Raw genomic sequence first — 22,603 nt, forward strand, 5'->3', positions numbered from 1 at the left:
AAACGATTAAGAAAAGGTTGGGAAACTAAAAAAATAATTTGCTAATAGAATTTCCTCTATCAGCAAATCAGCTTAAGTTAAATCTTTTTATAAAAAATAAAATCTACTATTTTTAACTAATCTCACTATTAGATTATTCTGAAACCATCTTAATTATTTTCAGCCAATCATTGTTTAAAACGATTATTTGTTTCAAATAACTTCCCTACTTCAATTAATAGACGATCCTGATTCCGTGCTGCGCTGAATTGAATCCCTAGAGGCAAACCATTTTCTGCTACAAATGTAGGCAAACTAATTGCTGGCTCTCCTGTTAAATTTGCCAATTGCGTAAACGGGGTATAGGTTAATGCAGGCAACCAATGTTCATAAATTAATTTTCGCTTCTCTTCCTTTGATAAAGTCACCATGTTTTCAATTCGCTGACTATCGCCATCTTTAATTAAACGATCCGATACTAACGGAGCTGTTGACGCTGTTGTCGGCGTTAAGAAAAGAGTATATTCTTGATAAAATTGTTGCATTTGACTAGTTGCTACATGAATTGATGACCAGGCTTCATCTACATCATTCTTTGTTAGGTCTTTGCTTGTTTGGTACAATGCCCAAGTTGTGATATCAACATCCTCACTAGTAACATGTCGTTTGACTTTTTGCATTGCCAAATAATCAATAATCCCTGCCGAGCTGGCTGCTAGTGTATAATAATCCATCATTAATTGTTTGCCATCAATCGGATAATCCACTTCTTCAACTTGAAAACCTTTTTCTCTTAAAAATTGAACTGCATTCTCTACTGCTTTTTTTGCTTCTGGTTGAACGTCTGTCCCAACAGGTGATTTTACAGAATAAGCAATTTTTGCCGTATTTTTATTAAGATCGTTGACTGGAATTTCCTTTGTTAACAAAGTATTGAATAAAGCTTCCGTATCTGACATTGTTTTCGCCTCTGCAAAATGACTCGTTTGATTGCGTTCACTAGCAGAATTCCCAACTAAAATCCCTCTAGAAGGCTTCAACCCAACAAGCCCATTCCACGATGCCGGAATTCGGATTGAACCTCCGGCATCACTTCCCGATCCAATTGGAGCATACCCAGCTGCAACACCTGCCGCTGAGCCACCTGAGGAACCACCAGCTTGATATAATGGATTCCACGGGCTAGCAGTAGGACCATATAACATAGAATTTGTACTATTTTTTAGTCCGAGTTCCGGATAATTTGTTTGACCAATCACAATAAAGCCCGCTTTTTGAAAAGCTTTCGTCAATGTTCCCGAATTTTTTGAAATAGTACCTTCTAGAAAAGTTAGTCCATTTGTATTTTTCCCACCAGCAATTGTATGTCCTAATCCTTTTAAAATCATAGGAACACCAAAAAAGGGCTGTCCCTCATCCTTTAATTTGGCGGCTTCTTGTAATGCTTCTGTTTCTCTTAGACTAATCATTGCATTCAACGTCCCATCTTGCTCTTTAATCTTTTGAAAGGCAAATCGAACTAACTCGGAACTGGTTACTCTCCCTTCACGAATGGCTTTCGCCAACTGTAAAGCAGAACTATCCTCATATTCCTGAATCGTAAATACAGCTGTAGTCTGTTGTTCTGTCGTTATTTCTATTTGCGAAATGCCTTCAACAGAAACTCCATTAAATTGCCCAACAGTTAGTATGAATAAAACCAGTAAACTTACTTTTGTTAAGCTATTTTTGCTAAAGATAGATTTCATTTTACTCCTCCATATTAAAAACAGATGATTTGAACTAATCTGCTATTAACTATCTAATTTATTATAAACGAACTCCATTTCTCACCAGTTAAACTAAACACTCCTTTCCTACAATCACTAAAAAATATAATGTATTATGATTTCCAAGTACATCTATTTCGTCTAATCCTCTAACTCAAACTAAAAGAAAGAGCTTTCTAACAGCTCTCTAAGCTTAAAAAAGTAAAAAAAAAATACAATCATGAACATAAATTCATGATTGTATTTTCATTCATTCTTATTTTCCAATTGGAAAAGCTTCGCCTGTTACAGCATCCTCTGCTAGAACTAAAATTCCTTTTTTAGCTGACGCATCTGGCAAATTCAACTCTTTAGCTGAACAAATCATTCCGTGACTTGGTTCGCCACGTAATTCGCCATCCCAAATTAATAATCCGTTAGGCATCATAGCTCCAACTTTCGCTACAACAACTTTTTGATTCGCTGCAATATTAGGTGCACCACAAACGATTTGCACGACTTCGCCATTATCAATCTCAGTCTGAGTAATAGATAAATGGTCTGAATCTGGATGTGCCACACATTCTTTCACAAAACCAACGACAAATTTAGGTGATGGATCCGCTTCTAATAAATCAGCAAAGCCCGCAGCTTGAATTAATTTATTTAACTCTGCAACTTCCTCAGTCGTTAAAATAATTTGACCTGCTCCATCTAATTTCATTGATTTTGAAATCTCAAAGAAGTTATAACCAACTGTTTTTTTCGTTTCAGTATTAAAAATGCGCGTTACCAAACCTTTACTTTCAAAACTTTGTTCTGCAAATGTACTATTAGCAAGCATCACGATTAACGTATCGCCAATTCCTGCTTGATTGTAACTACTAATGATCACGTTTATTTCTCCATTTCTTGGTACTTATTTAGTTTTTTTCTCTTTTCCACGAACAACCAAAACATCACAAGATGCTTCACGAATAATAAATTGGCTAATACTGCCCATCATAATTCGTTCGATTTGATTCATTCCACTTTGACCACAAAAAATTAAGTCAATTTGATATTCTTTTGGTAATTTTTTCGCTAGTAATTCTTTCGGTGAGCCAGTAACTAACTCTGTATATACTTTTTTGACTCCATTTTCACTAGCTTGCTTTTGATACGTTGCTAACGCTTCTTGCATCGTATGACTCTCATCACCACTAGCTTCAATATCAAAACTAACAACACCCATTGTATAATTACGATTGTCAATCACATGCACGATCAACAATTCAGCATTATTTCTTTTAGCTGTTTCAATTGCTTTATCTAGTGCATTCTCAGATTCCGGACTACCGTCAACAGCTACCATAATTCGTTGATATTCTTGAATTTTTTCATTCATTTCTATCAGCTCCCTTTAAGAATTAGGCACCTTAGAAAAAAAGTTATTTCCTTTCTCTCTAAAATGTCTGACAAATCAACTAACCCTTAACCTTCTTCAAACTCTTATTCAGCGAAACTAATTATAGCCCTGTAATAAATGCTTCAATTTCTTCTTGTGTTTTACGATCTTTATTCACAAAACGTCCCAACTCTTGACCTTCTTCAAACACAACAAAACTTGGAATTCCCATAATAAATAGTTCGCCACATAAATCAATAAATTCATCGCGATCCACTTCTACAAAAGTAAACTCTGGATGAGCCGCTTCGATTTCAGGCATCACAGGTTTGATAAAAGTACAATCGCCGCACCAATCTGCCGTAAAGAAAAAGAGGTGTTTGCCAGATTGCTTCATTGTATTGAATTCTGCTACACTTGTTAATTTTTTCATTGTCAAAAACCTCTTTTCAAAATTGAAAAATAGCGTTATTCTTAATTGTTTTTCATGATTGTTTCATATGTGCTACGATCCATCGTGCGAGCAACTTGTAAAACCATTTCCTTAGCAGCTGCATAATCATCAATATGGAACATGGTTTGATGGGTGTGAATATAACGGGCACAAACACCAATAACAGCACTTGGAACACCATTATTTGAAATATGAGCAGCTCCAGCATCCGTACCGCCTTTTGAAACAAAGTATTGATATGGAATGTTATTCGTTTCAGCTGTATCTAATAAGAATTCACGCATGCCTTTAAGTGTAATCATCCCTGGATCGAAAATACGTAATAAGAAACCTTCACCTAAATGACCGTATTTTGATTTATCACCAGTTAAATCATCCGCAGCCGAACAGTCAACCGCAAAAAACAAATCGGGTTTAAATTGATGTACCGCACCTTTAGTTCCGCGCAACCCAACCTCTTCTTGAACATTTGCACCTGCGATTAATGTATTAGGTAATGCTTCTCCTTGCAACTCTTTTAAGGCTTCTACAACAACGGTACAACCGTAACGATTATCCCAAGCTTTGCCTAAGATTTTTTTACCATTCGCCATTTTTACAGTCTCTACAGCCGGAACGATTGAATCACCTGGACGAACGCCAAAAGCCATCGCTTCTTCTTTTGAGTCAAAACCAGCATCAAATAGAATATCGCCAATATCGGGAGTTCCAGCACTACCATTTGTTCCTCTCAATAAATGTGGTGGGACAGAAGAAGAAACACACGGATAATTCCCTTTAGCAGTTTGCAATGTGAAACGTTGTGCTGATACTACGTAAGGATTCCAGCCGCCTAAAGGAACAACGCGGAATAAGCCTTGCTCTGTAATGCTAGCCAACATAAATCCAACCTCATCCATATGAGCCGCTAACATAATTCTTGGTGCATTTTCAACCTTACTACGACGGATTCCAAAAATACCACCTAAACCATCTTGAACCACTTCATCAACAAGTGGCGTCATTTCTTTACGCATAACCTCGCGAACTGAATGCTCAAATCCACTGGTACCTTGTAATTCAGTCATTTTTTTAACTAGAGAAAAAGTTTCTTCATTCATTTTAGAACTCACAAAAAGCTATCGTTTATCTATTTAACAGCCATTTTGTGATCTACCCTCCTTCAAATTCATTTTACCTTTTTCATTATATCGCACTTTTCCAAATAATTTAATAGCCAATACCTCAATTATCTTTTTTTCATGAAATTTGTTATAATAAATGAGAATCCATTAACAAATTGATTGGAGGAAAGACAATGACTAAGAAAGAAACAAACTACAGTGCTTACGCCGTAATTGGTGGTTTTATCTTTGGTGCTGGGCTAACTTGCGGCTACCACATTGCTCGCTTTATGCAAAAAAACAAGACGATTCACGGAGATGAAATTCTAACAACTGTCAAAAATTTATTTTTAGAAGAAGGACCTATTGAAGGTTCTTGGATTGAGTTAAAACGTGTTCCCTTACGTAAATTCGCCTTTAAAACCGACGTTTATTATGGTGGCGTTTCTCGCATGGAAGAAGATCAATTAACCCAGTATGAGTTTATTGCTGATGCCCACACAGGATCGATTTTAGATTTGTATCGTATTTAAAACCAATAAAAAACATGGATACACTCATTGATTGTGATTTCCCTTAGAAGTTAGACTTTTGAGAGTCATTACACGCTACTGATTGAGCTTATCCCTGTTTTTTTTATTTATCCAGCTTACATAATTAAATCTGCCAATCCGACCCTTTGATCGATTGTTTGAAATAGCGAATTTGTTCAGTTGTATCTGATAATTGGTTCATTATGTTTACTAAGGTTTGTTGAAGATTTTCACCAGATCGACTTGTAAAAGAATCATTTAACTGATCTTTCGCTTGATAGATAGAGGCGTTGCTTTCTTGATACCATTGAGCAGTAACAAGCTCTTTTTTTAGTTGAACACGACGGGCTAACTCTTGTTTGATTTGTTCACGTAAGGCTTGTTTTTGATAGCCTTTTTTTGCCCAATTCAAGACTTCTTCTAGACCCACGCGGACAGCAAGAGAAGTCTCTTTATCTAACTTGGCGATATCTCGCTGTATTTTTCTTAACTCATACTCAAAATCCATTGTTATTCTCCTAACAATCCAGCAATATTTTTAGACCAGTCTGCATCCATTCGTTCAAACTCCGTAGCAGCTTGCCCGATGAATTCTTGCTTTTGAAGTAAATCAAGTTTTATTCTTTGTAGGTCGTCTAACAGCTCTTCCTTTTTTTGTCTATCGCAGAAATAATAAGTATTCCCGCTACTTGATTGGGCAAATTCATCAAAGATATCGTCCACATCTGTCACAGTCAAATGACTAAACCCACCTCTTCCGGTTTCGTCTATATAATTTTGGTGTACACTCCGAACCTCTTGATCTAACTCATCTGTTACCGTTTCCAACATTTCATGTGTAAAGTGCAGATTTTGGATTGCTGAGTCAAACAATGAAAGCTGATCCCGAATCTCATCTGGGCTAACTCGTAAACGAATCGAGCCATCACCAGCAAACATATTACTAAAGCTAGGACGTGTATGACCAACAATCCAGAGATCACTTTTGGCACTTTTCGCCATAATTCGTGAGCCAATAATTTCACCATTCGGAAGATAACCAACAGGATCATTCTTATGGCGATAATCTTTAATTAAATCATCGTACTCTCCATTTTGCACTCTTTTTTGTAATTCCTTAGGTAATAAGCGATACGCTTTCGCTGCTGCAAAAGTTGTTGCTGAAGCATCTGTTAAAACCGCCATATATTGTGCAAGCGCTCCGCCTAAACTATGTCCAGTAAAACTATGTTCTTTTGGAGTAAATTGTTTTAACGTCTGTCGAACAAAAAGGTCGTATTGAATAAATTGATTCTGTTCATTCGGATCATCAAAATCATATCCTTCAATAATGGTTGGATCAAATTGCTTTAATTCCTCAGGTTTTCCACCGGTACCAAGATTGCCCATATTGGTTTTCACCCAATCATTAAAAACATCCTCCCCCATCTCACTCCCGCGAGTCACAAAGACTAGATTTTGTGGAGCTTGGATTTCCCCAGCACATAAAGCCTTATATTCATCAAAAGAAACCACCGCAATAGCTTGAAGCCCACTTTTGTCATTGATTGAGTTTAAGGTGACCCATTCGGTATTATCAGCCAATCGCATAGGCTTTATTGCTTCTAATTGTTGGAGAGATAGGTTTTTAATTTTTTCAATTTTTAGAGAAGAATTTAAATAGACAATATCTGCTAGCCCCCAATATTCTTCATCTTTTAGTTGTACCATATAGTCACCTCCTGTATAATTATATTATTCATTAAAAATTTAAGATTACGGATGTGTTTAAATGTACAGAAAATTAATTATAATAATAATAATAATATTAATTTTAATTATAACAGGAGGTTGGAAAATTGTGAAGAGTATTCAAGAAAAAGAATTAATGGAAACTGAAAAACCACGAATTGAAAAATACTTAAAGTACAATTATCAAAACATAAAAACAGTAACCTTAACAGAAGTAATTGTGAATCCTACAGGAGTTCCCCACATACAAGGCTATGTCAATGATAATAAAGAAATGAGTTTTGATGCAGGGATATATGATGAGCATTTTGAAGGAGCTTTAAATGTTACAGGCGATGGTCCGCTACATAGGACTAGGTACGCAGTAGAGAACGGAATTAAAAATGTATCAGACATCGAAGAAGAAGTTCAACAAAAAAAGAGGACTGACTAAATTAAGCTATTAAAAATTGGGCTAGTCAAAAAAAAGAGGAACGCCACATTTTAACATGGCGTTCCTCTCTTTTATATTTAATTATTTTCTCTTTTAGGAAACTTAGCAACAACACGATAAATGCGTTGACCACGATTTGAGAATTTTTCTTCATACTCAGTTAAAACATTGCCTTCAAAATCACTTTCATGTAAATTCAGCCAAACTTTTTCCAAAATCATACCGTATTTTGAAAAACTATGGAGCGAATACTCAAATAGCCCCTGATTGTCAGTTTTAAAGTGAATCTCGCCTTCTGGAATCAAAATAGCTTCATAGTTCGCTATAAAATCGGCTGAGGTTAGACGGCGTTTTTCATGGCGTGATTTAGGCCACGGATCCGAAAAATTCAAATAAACTTGATCTACTTCCCCTTTTTCAAAATATTGAGTTAAGGAACCACCATTTACATGTAACAATTGTAAGTTTGGTAAATCTTCAGCAATTAACTTATCCAGTGCCACAACGACAACGCTCATTTGTAGTTCAATCCCAATATAATTAATTTCAGGGTGTAGTTTAGCCATTTCTGTAATAAAACGACCTTTCCCTGTTCCAACTTCAATATGAATGGGGTTTTGATTGCCAAAACGTTCGTGCCATTTGCCCTGCCATTTTTCAGGCGTATCAGCAATGTATTGTGGGTAGCTCGCAATTTTAGCTGGAGCATTTGGTTTATTTCTTAAACGCATTTTATTCATTCTCCTCTTAAATATAATAGTCTCATTTTTTATAAAAAATAGAACCCTCTTTTATTGTAACTAGAGGATTCTATTCGTCACTTTCCATCGTTCCTTGATAAATTGCTTGTAACGTTAAAATATCTTGATTCATTTCATGAAAACGCGATTGATAATGATGGCGTTTCGTTTGTTGCATAAAATTCACTAGGGCATACCATTCAATTCGCTTAATCAATTCATCGGTTACAACTGCACCATAATTCTCTAACCATTCCCGCCATTGTTTTTTCTCAACATATTGGCATAACAACATGCTTAAATCCAATGCTGGATCTGCTAAAACAGCCATGTCCCAGTCTACCAAATAAAGTCGATTTTCATCAGATAATAACCAGTTTTTCCGATAGATATCTCCGTGACAAACACGAGATGGAACAGACTCCATTGTTTTAACTTCTGATTTTAGTTTGGCTAAAATCTCAGTCAATAATGGATGAATTTTCAAATCATGAGGCAATTCCATTTGATATGATTGAATTAATTTTTCTGGTGAGACTTCTTCACCACCAACACGAAAAAGCATCTTCCGCAATGTATCTGAATGGTGAATCTTATAGAGTAACTTCGCTACACTTGGCGAAGACATTTCTTCATTTTTTAATGTTCGGCCATTTAGCCATTCTTGTGCTGTTAAAACATCCCCATTGCCGATACGTTTCGTCCAAACAAGTCTAGGAGTGATTCCTTCAACTGAAAGTGCAGCTAAAAAAGGTGAAGAATTCCGCTTCAAAAAAAGCTTTTCTTCTGCCCGTATTCCCATATAAGCTTGACCTGTATCGCCACCAACAGGTAGTAATTTCCACCCTGAATCAATCTCAAAATCCATAACTATCATTCCCTGCTATATAATTGGAAAAATAAAAAGCACTTGCAGTTATTAAATAAACTGCAGCTTCTATTTTTCACTGAAGTAGTCCTCTATCAAACAAGTAGTACGTTGAAACTTGCATACTATTTTCATTTATAGCAACTTTTAATTAATAATTTAACTTAGAGTATATCTGAAACCTACACTAGCGAATATTTTCGTGATGGTGCTGTCATTTTCAGACACACCTTAACAACTAATTTTTGTAAAAAACTATGTGTTTTCCTAAAACAAAAAAGATAGACATTCTATCGTTTATTCACTCTTTATTTTAGGGTGCTTGAAGCCTTACGTCAAGCGTATATATGCTAGTTTTAGAAAAAAAATTAAAAAAGGCTGTTTTTAGTGCTTTTCCAATGATTTTTTTCTTTCAAATTCATTAAAAAATGCTGTTAAAATCTAGGAATAAGAGCGCTAGATTTTAACAGCATCATTTTTTACATTAATTACGCAGTACGTCTACTTCAATCTCTTCTTCATTTTCACGAATAAAGAACGTTAAAATGAACCCTGCTAAGGAGAAGAGTCCGACTACAAAAAAGACCACTTGAAATCCTTTTAGTGAAGCTAATGTTGCACTTCCTAAGCTTACTGCTGATTTACTAGTTGAAACCATCGTCATAATAACGACAAACAAAGCTGTCCCCATTGATCCTGATAGTTGTCTTTGAGTGTTAAACATCGCTGAAGCATGAGCTGCCATCGGTAGTGGGACAGCGTTAAAAGCACCCGCTTGTAGTGGCATTAAGGTTAAGGATACACCTAGTGAACGAACTAATTGAATGCCGATGATTAAGCCAACGCTAGAATGCATATCTAAAAATCCAATCCAAAAAGTCATAATCGTAATCAAGAATAATCCTGTTACTGCCAAAACTTTCCCACCATATCGATCAAATAAACGACCGGTAATTGGGCTCATAACAGCAATCACAATTGAACCTGGCAATAAAATCATCCCAGATTGCATTGGGCTCCATCCACGAATCGATTGAAAATAAATTGGGAATAAAATAATTCCGCCATACATACCTGCTAAAATAATAAAAGAAATAATCATATTTAAGCGAAATCCACGAAATTGAAAAACTTTAAAATTCAATAATGGATGTTCAGAACGATTGCATCGCACAACTAACAACACAATTGAAATCCCACCAACTAAAACTGCGCCTGCTACATTTAAACTCAACAAAGGATGTGCAGAAGCATTACTAAATCCAAATAATAGTCCACCAAAACCAAGTGTTGAATAAATAACACTTAACCAGTCTAACTTCGGTTTACCAACTTCATTTACATTTTTCAAAACAAAGTAAGCAACAATTACATCAATAATTGCAAATGGTAAAATAAAGTAAAACAACATACTCCAATGATAATTTTGAACGACCCAACCAGAAAAAGTTGGACCAATTGCTGGAGCAAAGTTCATGGCTAATCCGATAATTCCCATTGCTGAACCACGCTTTTCAATAGGAAACATGTAAAGAATGACTATTGTTTGCAAAGGTAAGACAATTCCGGCACCAATTGCTTGAATCATTCGACTCATAATCAGTACCCAGTATACACTGGACGTTGCAGCTAACAACGTTCCAATAGAAAAAGTTATCATGGCAAATAAATAAAGTTGTCGTGTTGTAAATCTTTCTACTAAGTAAGCTGTGATAGGAATCATAATTCCATTGATTAACATATAAGAAGTTGTCATCCATTGTCCGCTGGTAGCGGTAATTGAAAACTCCTTCATAATACTAGGCAAGGCTGTACTCATCAATGTTTGATTTAAAATCGTGACAAAGGTACCCATTATAATGACGCCTAATATTGTAACAATTTGGGATTTTTGATTCTTTTGTTCCATCTATGTTCCTCCTATTCAATATAAACCACAGGAAAAGACGCTAGCCCAAAACTGGACAGCGTCTTTTCAACTAAATAATCTTAGCATAAATAAAAAATTATAGCAATTTTTTTATCTTACTGTCTTTCTCAACTAACGCTTCATTTTTTAACGGATTTTACCACAATTTTTTTCTACGTCAGCCACATATAAATCTTGTAATTGTTTCACAATTGGACCACGTTTGCCATCGCCAACAGGAACCCCTTCGATTTCAATAACAGGCATGGCTTCAATTGTTGTGCTAGAAGTAAAGACTTCGTCAGCCTCTTTTAACTGCTCTAAAGTAAAGCTTTCTTCTTTAACAGGAATTCCTGCTTCTCTAGCAACTTTAAGCAAGACAATTTTTGTAATTCCTGGCAACACAAGATTTCCATCAGGATGCGTATAAATGGTACCATCCTTCACCATCCACATATTTGCAGAACCCCCTTCAGTAACAACTCCATCACGATGTTGCACAACTTCATCTGCACCTTTTTTATGAGCTTCATGCTTCGCCATCACATTGCCAAGTAAACTAATTGATTTTATATCACAGTGCAACCAACGATAATCAGGTAGAATAATCGCAGTTACTCCTTTGTCCATCTGCTCTTGATCTCTAGGTACATCTGTTACTGAGGCTGTAAAAATAGCTGGTACTTTCGTTGGATCTGGATAGGTAAAGTTTCTAGGACTTGCAATACCTCTTGTCACTTGAAAATAAACATTTCCTGTTTTGATATTATTGGCAACTAACAATTCATTTAACCTATTTTTTAGTTCTTCTTTGGTAAATGGTAAAACCAATTCTATTTTTTCAGCCCCTCTAAACAAACGCTCAATATGCTCATCTGCTGTAAAAAAAGTGCCATTATATGCACGAATCACTTCATACAAACCATCACCAAATTGATACCCACGATCCTCCATATCAATCTTTACATCTTCACGCTCTACCAGTTTATCTCCTAATAGTACCTTCATCCCAAACCCCTCATTTCTTTTTATTCCTGTTTTTTTATTTTCTGTTGCTATCATATCAAAAAATTAAAAGCCACGCACCTTATTTATCAGAAAATTCAAAATCTATAGCAATTCTTAAGTTTTTTTCATTAAATTCTCTAGTTAGTGAAAAATACGCCTAATCGAAAAATCGATTGGCGTATTTAATGAGCTTAGTTTAGTTAATAAAGTCGAACCTTCAACATTTTTTTGATTCGTACTGGGACATAGATTTGAGTAAAGACTCCCACAAAGCCTAAGCTTGCTGCTAATACAATCAAACTATCCACGATAGAAAGTGTCACTAAACTTGTACTAAAAATAATCACTGCTTGACTCCCTAATACAACAACAAATAATTGTTTTAACGCTTTGGCCTTTTGTTCCATTTTAATTGGGTACAATCTAGTTAATGCCATGTTTTCATAGTGGAAATACATCGGCAACAACTGAAAACCAGTTAAATAGATAAACAAAATACTTAATAACAGAGCCATTACAAAATTTTGAGTAAAGATTACTAATAAAACAAGAATTGCAGTTAATCGAACATATAGTCCACTGTACTCCGTTCCTCTTAAAAAAGTACGGGCATATAAATAATCAAATGTATGATTATGATCTTTGCTAATTCCTTTTAACAATCCATCTAAATAACGACGACGCTTAACTTGACCTTTCAATGATGGAATATCCGTAAACAAGTTAATAAACTGATAAATACGATGCATTCGTTGTTCTTCACTTGCTACCATTAATTCCCATTGATAAATACGTTCATTTGCCATTTTCTTAAAGAAAGGCAGTGAAATAATTTGCAATGCAATCGCAAGAACGACACCGACAATAGGGTTTAAAAAGAGACTAATTACAGCAATTAAGGTAATGACAGCTAATTTAGCTCCTTGCCATTTCAACCGTTCATTTTTATGACTAATTTTCAAGCTAATTAATTGGGCATCTAAATCCCAGTTTTTTAACAATAGAAGTGTCACAACAAAATAAAGCATATCTAGAAAGACATACGAAGTCGTTGCCACCAACAGGGGCATAATAAAAGCCGTTAAAAGGACAATCACAAAACCCGGCAATAAGAAGCTATAGCGTTTAGCTCCTTTTAAATAATCAGGTAATTGTTGTTCTTTTGGCAATAGAAAAACTGCATCTGGGGCTTCAATTAATGTTGCTAACTTTCCGATAGAAACCGATGCTATAAACACAAGTAATGCAATCCAACGTCCCCAGAAAAAATTAGTATCTAACGTTTTAATTATATTGGAATAACCTAAGCTTAATGCACCAAAAATAAAGAAACAAACAATCACAAAATGATCATTTAAGACATATTTGAGATAGCGGGCCATTTTCTTTTCATGAAGACGAAGCCGTTTTTTCCAAATCTCTTGCATATTCATTTACTTATCCTCTTCTTTAGTTAAATGAATATAAATTTCATCCAAGGTAGCTTCCGGCATCTGGAAGGTTGCCCGTAAATCTTCCAAAGTTCCTTGTGCTTTAATCTCACCATTGTGTAAAAGTACAAAACCATCACATTGACGCTCGGCTGTTGCTAAAATATGTGTCGACATCAAAATAGATGCGCCTTGTTCCTTCATTTCATTCATTAACTCTAATAAAGCGTTAATTCCAAGTGGATCTAAACCTAAGAAAGGCTCATCAATAATATACAAGCTTGGCTCAACTAAAAAGGCACATAAAATCATCACCTTCTGCTTCATCCCTTTAGAAAAATTTGCTGGAAACCATTCTAATTTATTACTTAAACGGAAAGAACTTAGTAATTTCTCTGCTCGTTGAAAAGCAAGATCCTGAGGAACATCGTAAGCCATTGCCGTTAATTCAATATGCTCTTTCAGTGTTAATTCCTCATATAAAACCGGTGTTTCTGGGATAAAGGCAAACTTCTTACGATATCCTTCCGTATCCTGTGTTAATGTTAAGTCATCGATAGAAATTGATCCCTTTTGTGGATTCATCAATCCAATAATATGTTTGATTGCCGTACTTTTACCAGCACCATTTAAACCAATTAAACCGATTAATTGCCCTTCTTTCACTTCAAATGAAATATCTTTTAAAACAGGAACTTGGCTATAGCCACCTGTTAAATTAGTCACTTTTAAACTCATAACGTTTGTGTTCCTCCCACATAATCCAATTTTATCTTCTCATTATAACATAGCTTTAGAAAAGTGGAACTTTCTATTTTTGTTTAAATTTAACCATAAAAATAATTGGTGCTTGGAACTGATTATCTTTGACTTTATCCGCTTAATGAATACGATTGCGTTTCACATTCTTACTCATCTGTGATACATTTATAGAGTATAGAATTGTCGTTACCATCGTTCATTAAGTAACTTTAAAAATCAATGACACATACTATTCATCATTTAATTGAAAGAAGGTTTTGTAATTGGAAGATTGTATTTTCTGTAAAATTATTAATCGTGAAATTCCTAGTCATGTTGTCTATGAAGATGAAGACGTGCTAGCTTTTCTTGATATTACTCAAGTAACTAAGGGACATACACTGCTAATTCCTAAAAAACATGTTTCTGATATCTTCGAGTATGACCAAAATTTAGCAGCAACCTTATTTTCACGCATTCCAAAAATTGCAAAAGCAATTGAAAGTTCTGATAACTTAATTAAAGGAATGAATATCGTTAATAATAATCGAGAAGTAGCTTACCAAACTGTTTTTCATTCCCATGTCCATCTTATCCCGCGCTATGATAAAAAAGATGATTTCTCCATGCGCTTTGGTAATCATATGGAAGACTATTCAGCTGCGGAACTAGCTACACTTGCAAGATCCATTCAAGCTCACATAAAATAACAGAGGAGGATTCATTATGGCAAATTCATTTTTTAAAGGATTATTATTTGGCTCACTCGTTGGTGGTGCGATCACCCTATTAACAACACCTCGTTCAGGTAAAGAGAATCGTGATATTCTACTAAGTTATGTCGATGACACAACCGTTTTAGTTGACGATGTTTCTACAAGTCTAACTTCTCTAAAGGGAGCTATCCAAAACCTAACAGTCGAAGGTACAGCCTTAGCAACCGAATTTTCGGAAGATATTTCAGCAACAATTGAAGAATTTACAATGCAAAACGAACCACGGCTTCGCAGAATCGAAGAAAAAACTGATAAACTTGTGACTGATTTAGGGGAATTGATTCCAGCCGATGAAGAAGATGAACTTGAACCCGAAACGATTATTATCGAAAATATCCCGGAGTCATAAAAAACACAACTTATGAATAAATATGATTTTTTTATGACTTTATAATGAAATATTTTATTTTTGTAGTTATCGAAGGCAAATTTGTGATATATTGGTTTATGGATAAAATTATTAATAAAATTAGAAATGGACGTGTTAAAATGAAAAAAATTATACTCTCATGTGCAGCACTTTTACTTGCTGTTACAATCGCAGGCTGTTCAACAGATAAGACGGTAGCAACAACAACTTCAGGCAAAATTACGCAAGAGCAATTATACAATGAATTAAAAACTCAATACGGTACGACAACGTTGCAAACAATGCTTTTAAACAATGTCTTAGAAGATCAATATGGCGATAAAGTATCGAAAAAAGATACAACTGCAGAATTAGACAAACTTAAAGCTATTTATGGGGATAGTTTTGATGCAACGCTTAAACAAAGTAACATTACACTTGATGCATTAAAAACAAATATCCGTACAACTTTATTGAAAAAAGCTGCTGTTTCTGCAAATGCTAAATTTACAGACGCAGATTACAAACGTGCTTTTGAAATTTGGACTCCAAAAATGACAGCACAACACATTTTAGTTGCTGATGAAGCTACTGCTAAAGACTTAATTACTAAAATCAATGCTGGTGAAGATTTTGCAAAACTTGCAAAAGAGAACTCTACTGATACAACAACTAAAAACGATGGTGGAAAATTACCAGAATTTGATTACACTTCTAGCTTAGGTACTGATTTCGCTGCTGCCGCTGTTAAATTAAAAGATGGTGAAGTATCTCCAACACCAATCCAATCCCAAAGTGGTTACCATATTGTTAAAATGACTAAAAACCCTGGTAAAGGGAAATGGGAAGATCGTAAAAAAGAATTAAAAGAAATTTTAGTTACCGAAATTACTAGTGACAACACTAAATTACTACCTTATTTAGCTCAAGTTGTCAAAAAAGCTAATGTACAAATTAAAGAAGACGACTTGAAAGATGCAATGGCTCCATTTACTCAACCTGCAGCTACTTCAAGTAGTTCAGCTCCTAAAGCTAAAGATTCTAGCAAAGCAACTTCCGATACTGCTACTAGTTCTTCTGATAGTGCAGCAGCTACTTCTTCTTCAGCTAAATAATTTTCAACCTAAAAAAATAGTTTCCATTAAATATGGGAACTATTTTTTTATGCTCTTTCTAAATTCAACTCACTACTTTGTTTCGCTCTTTATAAAATATTCATATTTTTACCTAAAATAAATTATTTTTTTATTTTAGGTAATTGTGTTATATTTATATGTATAGGTTTAAATTTATAAAAAATAATGAAATGGATGTGCTAGAATGAAAAAGATTCTACTTAGTTGTTCTGCTATAATCGTTGCAGTTCTACTTGCTAGTTGTGGAAGTAACAATACTGTTGCCACAAGTAATGCTGGCGATATAAAAAAAGAAGATTTATATGAAAAAATGAAAGAAACAGCTGGACCATCTGTCTTGCAAAAATTAATTATTTCAGAAGTATTAACAGCTAAATATGGCGACGATGTTTCTGATAAAAAAGTTACAAAAGAATTCGATACTCAGAAAAAACAATATGGCGAACAATTCCCTGAACTTCTAAAAAATTCAAATTATACTGAAGCTTCTTATAAAGAAGTAATTAAAATGAACTTATTGATTGAAGCTGCTATTAAAGCAAATACTAAATTAACAGATGCAGACTATAACAAAGCTTGGGAAACCTACTTGCCTAAAATGACTGTACAACATATTCTAGTTGCTGATGAAGCTACTGCTAAAGACTTAATTACTAAAATCAATGCTGGTGAAGATTTTGGAACCTTAGCTAAAGCAAACTCATTAGATACTGGTTCAAAAGAAGATGGTGGAAAACTTCCTGAATTTGACCATACAACACCTTATGACCCAATCTTTATTGAAGCTTCTGCAAAATTAAAAGACGGTGAAGTAACTCAAGAACCCGTTAATGGTGCTAATGGCTACCATATTATTAAAATGATCAAAAACCCAGGTAAAGGTGAATTGAAAGATCATAAAGCTGAATTAGAAGCAAGTATTATTCAAAGCAAAGTAACAGATGAAAACTATGTTCATTCTGTCCTTTCTAAAATTCTAAAAGATGCCAAAATTAAAATTGAAGATGAAGATCTTAAAAATGTTATGGATGAGTTTCTAAAAACAGATAGCTCAGCTACTTCTAGTAGTGCCACTACTTCTTCTAGTAATGCTGCTACTTCTAGTAGTAAATAAGCCTACTTCTCTAAAAAAACACGCTAGATTCAAAAGCTATTCTATAGCTTGAATCTAGCGTGTTTTTCTTAATCTAATAATTCCATCTGTTCTTCATTCGTTACTTTTGGTACATTTGGATTATAAAATGTTCGGTTATCCATTCCAAAAATACGTTCAGTGAACGTTCCTGGTTCTGTTCTTTGTAATGCAGAATTCATCATATTAATAGATGCGTCAATATTATCAATCTGATGCAAAATTTCAGCCTCACGAACTCTTGGTCGCACAGGTGAACCATAATCTAATTGACCATGATGCGCTAAAATCATATGTTTTAATAAAATAATATCTTCTGACTTATCATCAATTTTTAAGGCTGCACAAGCTTTAATAATTTCTTCATCTACAATGACAATATGGCCCACAAGATTTCCTTCTAATGTATACTCCGTAGAAAGCGCTCCTGATAGTTCCATTACTTTTCCAAGATCATGTAAAATAACACCTGAATACAACAATGGTTTGTTAATTTCTGGATATTGATTAGCAATAAATTTGGCTAAACGTAACATCGAAATTGTGTGGAACGAAAGTCCTCCCATGTATGCATGATGATGCTTCTTCGCTGCTGGAAATTGGAAGAATTCTTTTTGATATTTGCTCATTAAATGACGCACAACACGGTTCATGTTGGCGTTTGTAATCTCAAAAATCACTTGATTGATTTCTTCAGCAATATCTTCTTTTCTCTCTGGTGCACTTTCAATAAAATGTTCAGGTGTACTAGGCTCCCCTGTATTCGTTAATCGAATTTTAAATAATTTAACTTGAGGATTTCCTTGATAGATCTCTCGTTTGCCAGATACTTTTACAACGTTACCTGCTGTAAAGGCTTCAATATCTGGATCAGAAGCATCCCAATATTTCCCATCAATCTGCCCACTAGTATCTTGAAATGTAAAGGCAATAAACTTTTTACCATTTTTGGCTACTCGTACATCTGCATTTTTTATTAATAGAAATAAATCAAATGTATCATCTACATTGTAATCAAAAATTTTTTTATCCATTAAATCCACTTCCTTTTGTCATTTTTCATTTGTTTCTTCTATTGTAACACTTTCACCTGGCTTTGCGGAAATTCGTTGTAAATTTCAGCTTCATAGGTGAAATATAGAATTTGATTTGTCTGACTCAGTTCATTTAATAAGTGCAAAACTAAACCTTTTCTTTCTTTATCAAAATTAACAAAACCATCATCAATTAATAACGGCATTTCCAACAAATCTTCTGCATTTTTAACAAATGCCAACCGCAGTGCTACGTACAATTGCTCTGCTGTTCCCTTAGACAATTCCTGCGCTTCAAAAAATGTACCGTCTTGATGCTGTACTTCAATTTGCTCATTTCTAAATAAAACGCGTAGATACTTATTTTCAGTCAATCTCTTAAAATAAATAGATGTGTCTTCCATAGTCGCTGGCAAACGATCTTTTCGTGCCAATGTTAAGGTTAATTCAATTAGTTCAGCAGCAATTTGCAGACTGCTCCATCTGTCTACCAATTCTTGTAACTCTGATTTTAGATTGGCCAATTCTTGTAATAGAACTGAGTATTGTCCACCTTCTTCTAAATTTTTCAAAGCAACTTCACATTCAACTTTTTGATTCAAGCGTTGATCGAATTGCTCTTTCAATTCTTTTAAATACTCTTCTTCTTCAATAATAGATTCTAGCAAAGCCTGTTCATCACGATATCTAGCAAATTGAACTAAATCCTCCGCCATTTGATCTTCCAACAAATCAAGACGAGCTTTTTTTTGTTGCAGTTGTTGATTTAAAATATATTTTTTATGATAGGCTTCTTCATCGGTTACTTCAACTAGTTGAAAAAGCTGTAATTTTTCTGCCTTTAATGTTGCTTGTTGTTCTTTTACAGCAGCTAACTGCTGATTAATCTCTGTCACTTGTTGACTAATCGTTTGCTGGCTTTTTTCAATTTCTTGTTGTTTTTGATAAAATTGCTGCAAAACAACAATAAATTCTGCTAATCGATCTGATGAATAGTTGACAATAGATTTACAAAATTCAGCTTTATCCATCCATTTTGTCAGCTGTCGTTCCTGTTCAGCCAGCTCTGCCTCTTGTTGATCTACTAATTGAATTTGTTGGCGAATCTCTAAGAAAGGATCTGTTGTTATTAAACTTTCCAGTGAAAAATCTACAGGTAGTCCTAAATTAGTTTTTAATTTTTGCTGTTTTTGGTTTAGCTGCAAATCTAAGGACTCTAATTCTTCTATTTGCAACATCATTTGATTCAGAGTTTCTGTCGCTTCATCTGCTTCAGCTAATTTTTCTCGCCATTGTTTCCGAATTTCAACTTGCTGAATATATTCTTCATAGCTATAAGTAGCTTCGCTTGGAGTTCCATGTGGTTTAATTTCTTTGTTGTGTTTAGGTAAGATAAAATAACTACTACCTGCTAATAAGAAAATGCCCAGAGCAACAATCCCCCAACCGATTCCAGAATTTAAAATCAAACCTAAAATAATGCTTACACTAGCCAATCCAAGACCTACATAAGCCGGCATTTTTGAGATTGACTTTATTATTTTACTTCGTTGAAGGTTACTGGAGTCTTCAATAGTCGATCCTTGATTGAAATCATGAAATGTCTTATTCTCCCATAATTGATTTTCTAACTTATCAATTTGTTGATTACAGGATTCTAGTTGAAAATCAATTCGTTGTTTTTCATAAGCCAACACTTTTTTTCGTTCTTTCAGTGCTTTTTCAGCCTCTAATTGACTATGAATTTGTTCTTGCTCACTCATTGCTAATGGTGCTGGTAGGTCACCATAAACTGGTAATCCCATTTTTGTTAATAATTGCTCTAAATAATAGTGTGCTTGTAGATACTGTGCTTGCAGAATTTCCTTACTTTGTAGAACAGCTTGAGTTTGATTTGCTTCTAAAACGACTTCCTTTATCGCTAATTTGTGTTCCAAATAAAAACTAAAGTCTTCCGATTGCCCAGCTTTTTGACTTAAATAAGCGATTTGCTCTTGGGCTTGAATGATTTCTTTCGTCAGTCGTTGCAACTCATCATTGACTTGTTTTAGTTGATACAAACCATCTTCTGGTAAATCTGTTAATTTTTCTTTTTGAATTTGATTTTGAATCTCTTGAATCTCATTGAAATGACTCCAATTATTGCTTAAACGTCTTAATTGAACTAGGTTTATTTCTAATGCCTCACGTTTTTCTTGATTCTCATGTAAGCTACCTGTTAAAACTAATTTTTGACTCATTAACTGATTGTACTCAGTATTTTTAGCTTTTGCAGTCTTTAACTGTTGTTCTTTCTGCTTCAAGCTAGCAAGTTTTTGATTAATTTCAGGTACACGTCCAGTAGGTTTATATAGTTTAGCTGCTTGTTGTTGAAACTTATCGGCAATTTTCAACAAATGTTCATTTCCTAATGTACCCACACTAAGAAAATAACGGCTTAACTTGCCACCACTCATTTGTTGGATTTTTTGCAGACCATCTAGATTAAAAGAAAATAACGCCTGATAAGTTGCTTTATCTAATCCAAAAACAATTCTTTTCAGTAAATCCTCTTCACCTATTTGTCCATCTGCCAAGGTCACTAGGACTTTGCCATTTCCTTTCCCTTTTATCCGTTCTACCAAAACCTCACCATAAATTGTATCCACCAACCTCAGTCGCCCACCATATTGGCTACCTTTACGAGGTTCATACTGCAAATCGGATCCCTGTTTACTTGGAAAACCAAATAAGATACTGTGAATAAAGGACATTAATGTCGATTTTCCAGCTTCGTTCTTACCGTAAAAAATTTGCATTCCTTCAGCTAAATCAAAGGTTTGATTCACCCATTTTCCATAGCCATAAATTTCAATCGTTTTAATCTTCATAAATCTCACTTCCTTCAATACCAAGCTGTTGCATAATTAATGCTTTTCCATCTGCAACAATTTGTTGACGATAGTCTGAATCTCGTGAATCTAATTGCTCCCCACTGTCTATCTGATCAAATAAAAAATTTGTTGCTTCATTAAATGTTACTTCCTCATGAATTTTTTTCAATGCTACTTGCCATTCCTTCGTTAGGAAATTCAAATCTGACTGACTACTTGTTGCTTCTATAATACTTAATTTATATACCCAAATAAAAGGTTGATCTACTGGATTAATTTGTTGTAAGGCTTCTAATAGCTCACCAGATTGAATCTTTTTACTAACACTTAGATTTAATTCATCTGAATCTTTTAAACTAAGTGCAATAAACTGTCCTTGATCTTGTTCTTTTAATTGGCTTAAATAGCTTTGAATTGCTTGATAAACCTCACCTAAATTTTTTAAGCCTTTTAACGAAAGCTCTTTGCTCTGCCACTTAATCGGTGCCGTTTCATAAAATTCATGCTTGGCTCCATTTTCAGTTAGTTCAACTAGCTCACAACCTTTAGCACCGGTTTCTTTACTACTACGGCCTTGAGTGTTTCCAGAATAAACAATTAACGGATTTTCTGATAAAAATTGGCGTTTATGAATATGACCTAACGCCCAATAATCATATTTTTTACTTTTTAATTCGGCTAATGAAAAAGGTGCATAAATTCCATGTTCTGAAGCAATTCCTTCACTTGAGCCATGCAACATACCAATCTGGTAATGCGCGTCTGAAGAACGTAAAGGATACTCTTCGATGCGTCTTTCCTTAATCCAGCGTTGATGGTAACTAAAACTAGTAATTGCAATTCTTTCATTCCTTTTAGTCGTCAACCAATGAGTTTCTACTGCTTCATTGAAAATCACAACATTCACAGGCATATCTAGATGCAATCCTAGATTCTCTATGTAATCATGATTGCCATGACAAATAAACACAGGAATTTCGGCTACTTCTAATCGAATCAATTCATTACGCAAATAAGCTTGTGCCTTCACACTTCGATCCTCGCTGTCATAAATATCGCCAGCTATACACAAAAAATCCACCTGTTTTTCAATAGCTAAATCGACAACTTTTGTAAATGACTGAAATGTCGATTGGTAAATTTGTTCCCATAAAAAATCCGGTAAACTTTTTAATCCAATGAAAGGACTGTCCAAATGTAAATCTGCTGCATGAATAAAACGTACCATTCTTCAATCCT

Annotated in this window: 22 protein-coding genes; 6 read left to right on the forward strand and 16 right to left on the reverse strand. The window is 34.6% G+C overall.

Features of this window, described 5'->3' with window-relative positions; genetic code table 11:
- Positions 1 to 167 precede the first annotated feature (167 nt).
- From BR43_RS02130 to pepA, 5 genes are all read right to left on the reverse strand, one after another.
- Complete coding sequence (locus tag BR43_RS02130) at positions 168 to 1,727, reverse strand: amidase family protein (protein ID WP_051933782.1); 1,560 nt, start codon at positions 1,725 to 1,727, stop codon at positions 168 to 170.
- Positions 1,728 to 2,004: 277 nt separating this feature from the next.
- Positions 2,005 to 2,619 carry a YtpR family tRNA-binding protein gene (ytpR, locus tag BR43_RS02135; protein WP_034559217.1) on the reverse strand — a complete coding sequence of 205 codons (615 nt, stop codon included), beginning with the start codon at positions 2,617 to 2,619 and terminating at the stop codon, positions 2,005 to 2,007.
- Positions 2,620 to 2,646: 27 nt separating this feature from the next.
- A complete protein-coding gene (locus BR43_RS02140) occupies positions 2,647 to 3,114 on the reverse strand; it encodes a universal stress protein (RefSeq protein WP_034558979.1) in 468 nt (155 codons plus the stop codon).
- A 121-nt stretch (positions 3,115 to 3,235) separates the two neighbouring features.
- The gene (locus BR43_RS02145; RefSeq protein ID WP_034558981.1) at positions 3,236 to 3,547 is read right to left on the reverse strand and encodes a thioredoxin family protein; all 312 of its coding nucleotides are present in this window, start codon (positions 3,545 to 3,547) and stop codon (positions 3,236 to 3,238) included.
- Positions 3,548 to 3,588: 41 nt separating this feature from the next.
- Entirely contained in the window at positions 3,589 to 4,668 is a 1,080-nt protein-coding gene (gene pepA / locus BR43_RS02150; protein WP_034558983.1) for a glutamyl aminopeptidase, read from the reverse strand.
- A gap of 197 nt (positions 4,669 to 4,865) precedes the next feature.
- Between pepA and BR43_RS02155 the strand changes: the two genes are divergently transcribed.
- Positions 4,866 to 5,204, forward strand: coding sequence for a membrane protein (locus BR43_RS02155; protein ID WP_034558985.1), 339 nt, complete (start codon positions 4,866 to 4,868; stop codon positions 5,202 to 5,204).
- Positions 5,205 to 5,328: 124 nt separating this feature from the next.
- Here BR43_RS02155 and BR43_RS02160 read toward each other — a convergent pair whose 3' ends face one another.
- On the reverse strand, positions 5,329 to 5,712 hold the full coding sequence (locus BR43_RS02160) for a hypothetical protein (RefSeq protein ID WP_034558987.1): 384 nt from the start codon (positions 5,710 to 5,712) through the stop codon (positions 5,329 to 5,331).
- Between the two features lie 2 nt (positions 5,713 to 5,714).
- Entirely contained in the window at positions 5,715 to 6,914 is a 1,200-nt protein-coding gene (locus tag BR43_RS02165; RefSeq protein WP_034558989.1) for a Tle-like phospholipase domain-containing protein, read from the reverse strand.
- A 130-nt stretch (positions 6,915 to 7,044) separates the two neighbouring features.
- Between BR43_RS02165 and BR43_RS02170 the strand changes: the two genes are divergently transcribed.
- On the forward strand, positions 7,045 to 7,368 hold the full coding sequence (locus BR43_RS02170) for a DUF1433 domain-containing protein (protein WP_051933783.1): 324 nt from the start codon (positions 7,045 to 7,047) through the stop codon (positions 7,366 to 7,368).
- A 77-nt stretch (positions 7,369 to 7,445) separates the two neighbouring features.
- Here BR43_RS02170 and trmB read toward each other — a convergent pair whose 3' ends face one another.
- From trmB to BR43_RS02200, 6 genes are all read right to left on the reverse strand, one after another.
- Entirely contained in the window at positions 7,446 to 8,099 is a 654-nt protein-coding gene (gene trmB / locus BR43_RS02175) for a tRNA (guanosine(46)-N7)-methyltransferase TrmB (RefSeq protein ID WP_034558993.1), read from the reverse strand.
- Between the two features lie 79 nt (positions 8,100 to 8,178).
- Positions 8,179 to 8,976, reverse strand: coding sequence for a phosphotransferase family protein (locus BR43_RS02180; protein ID WP_034558996.1), 798 nt, complete (start codon positions 8,974 to 8,976; stop codon positions 8,179 to 8,181).
- A gap of 484 nt (positions 8,977 to 9,460) precedes the next feature.
- Positions 9,461 to 10,885, reverse strand: coding sequence for an MDR family MFS transporter (locus tag BR43_RS02185; protein ID WP_034558998.1), 1,425 nt, complete (start codon positions 10,883 to 10,885; stop codon positions 9,461 to 9,463).
- Between the two features lie 147 nt (positions 10,886 to 11,032).
- Positions 11,033 to 11,893: a D-amino-acid transaminase gene (dat, locus tag BR43_RS02190; protein ID WP_034559000.1), complete on the reverse strand. Its 861-nt coding sequence runs from the start codon at positions 11,891 to 11,893 to the stop codon at positions 11,033 to 11,035.
- A 200-nt stretch (positions 11,894 to 12,093) separates the two neighbouring features.
- Complete coding sequence (locus BR43_RS02195) at positions 12,094 to 13,326, reverse strand: ABC transporter permease (RefSeq protein WP_034559002.1); 1,233 nt, start codon at positions 13,324 to 13,326, stop codon at positions 12,094 to 12,096.
- On the reverse strand, positions 13,327 to 14,061 hold the full coding sequence (locus BR43_RS02200; protein ID WP_034559004.1) for an ABC transporter ATP-binding protein: 735 nt from the start codon (positions 14,059 to 14,061) through the stop codon (positions 13,327 to 13,329).
- A gap of 287 nt (positions 14,062 to 14,348) precedes the next feature.
- Between BR43_RS02200 and BR43_RS02205 the strand changes: the two genes are divergently transcribed.
- The 4 genes from BR43_RS02205 (at position 14,349) to BR43_RS02220 (ending at position 17,439) form a co-directional block, all read left to right on the forward strand.
- On the forward strand, positions 14,349 to 14,774 hold the full coding sequence (locus BR43_RS02205) for an HIT family protein (protein ID WP_034559006.1): 426 nt from the start codon (positions 14,349 to 14,351) through the stop codon (positions 14,772 to 14,774).
- 16 nt (positions 14,775 to 14,790) lie between these two features.
- Entirely contained in the window at positions 14,791 to 15,189 is a 399-nt protein-coding gene (locus BR43_RS02210) for a YtxH domain-containing protein (protein WP_051933784.1), read from the forward strand.
- Between the two features lie 140 nt (positions 15,190 to 15,329).
- Positions 15,330 to 16,304, forward strand: a complete 975-nt coding sequence (locus tag BR43_RS02215) for a peptidylprolyl isomerase (RefSeq protein WP_034559222.1) — start codon at positions 15,330 to 15,332, stop codon at positions 16,302 to 16,304.
- A 205-nt stretch (positions 16,305 to 16,509) separates the two neighbouring features.
- Entirely contained in the window at positions 16,510 to 17,439 is a 930-nt protein-coding gene (locus BR43_RS02220; protein WP_034559008.1) for a peptidylprolyl isomerase, read from the forward strand.
- A 68-nt stretch (positions 17,440 to 17,507) separates the two neighbouring features.
- On the opposite strand, the gene BR43_RS02225 is transcribed toward BR43_RS02220, so the two are convergent.
- From BR43_RS02225 to BR43_RS02235, 3 genes are read right to left on the reverse strand one after another with little or no spacing between them, the layout of a single operon-like run.
- Complete coding sequence (locus BR43_RS02225; RefSeq protein ID WP_034559009.1) at positions 17,508 to 18,491, reverse strand: 3'-5' exoribonuclease YhaM family protein; 984 nt, start codon at positions 18,489 to 18,491, stop codon at positions 17,508 to 17,510.
- Positions 18,492 to 18,529: 38 nt separating this feature from the next.
- Complete coding sequence (locus tag BR43_RS02230; protein WP_034559010.1) at positions 18,530 to 21,361, reverse strand: ATP-binding protein; 2,832 nt, start codon at positions 21,359 to 21,361, stop codon at positions 18,530 to 18,532.
- Positions 21,351 to 22,592: a metallophosphoesterase family protein gene (locus BR43_RS02235; RefSeq protein WP_034559011.1), complete on the reverse strand. Its 1,242-nt coding sequence runs from the start codon at positions 22,590 to 22,592 to the stop codon at positions 21,351 to 21,353. The genes BR43_RS02230 and BR43_RS02235 overlap by 11 nt, the downstream gene beginning before the upstream one ends.
- Positions 22,593 to 22,603 lie beyond the last annotated feature (11 nt).

The sequence above is a fragment of the Carnobacterium gallinarum DSM 4847 genome (assembly GCF_000744375.1).
Lineage (GTDB): Bacteria > Bacillota > Bacilli > Lactobacillales > Carnobacteriaceae > Carnobacterium > Carnobacterium gallinarum.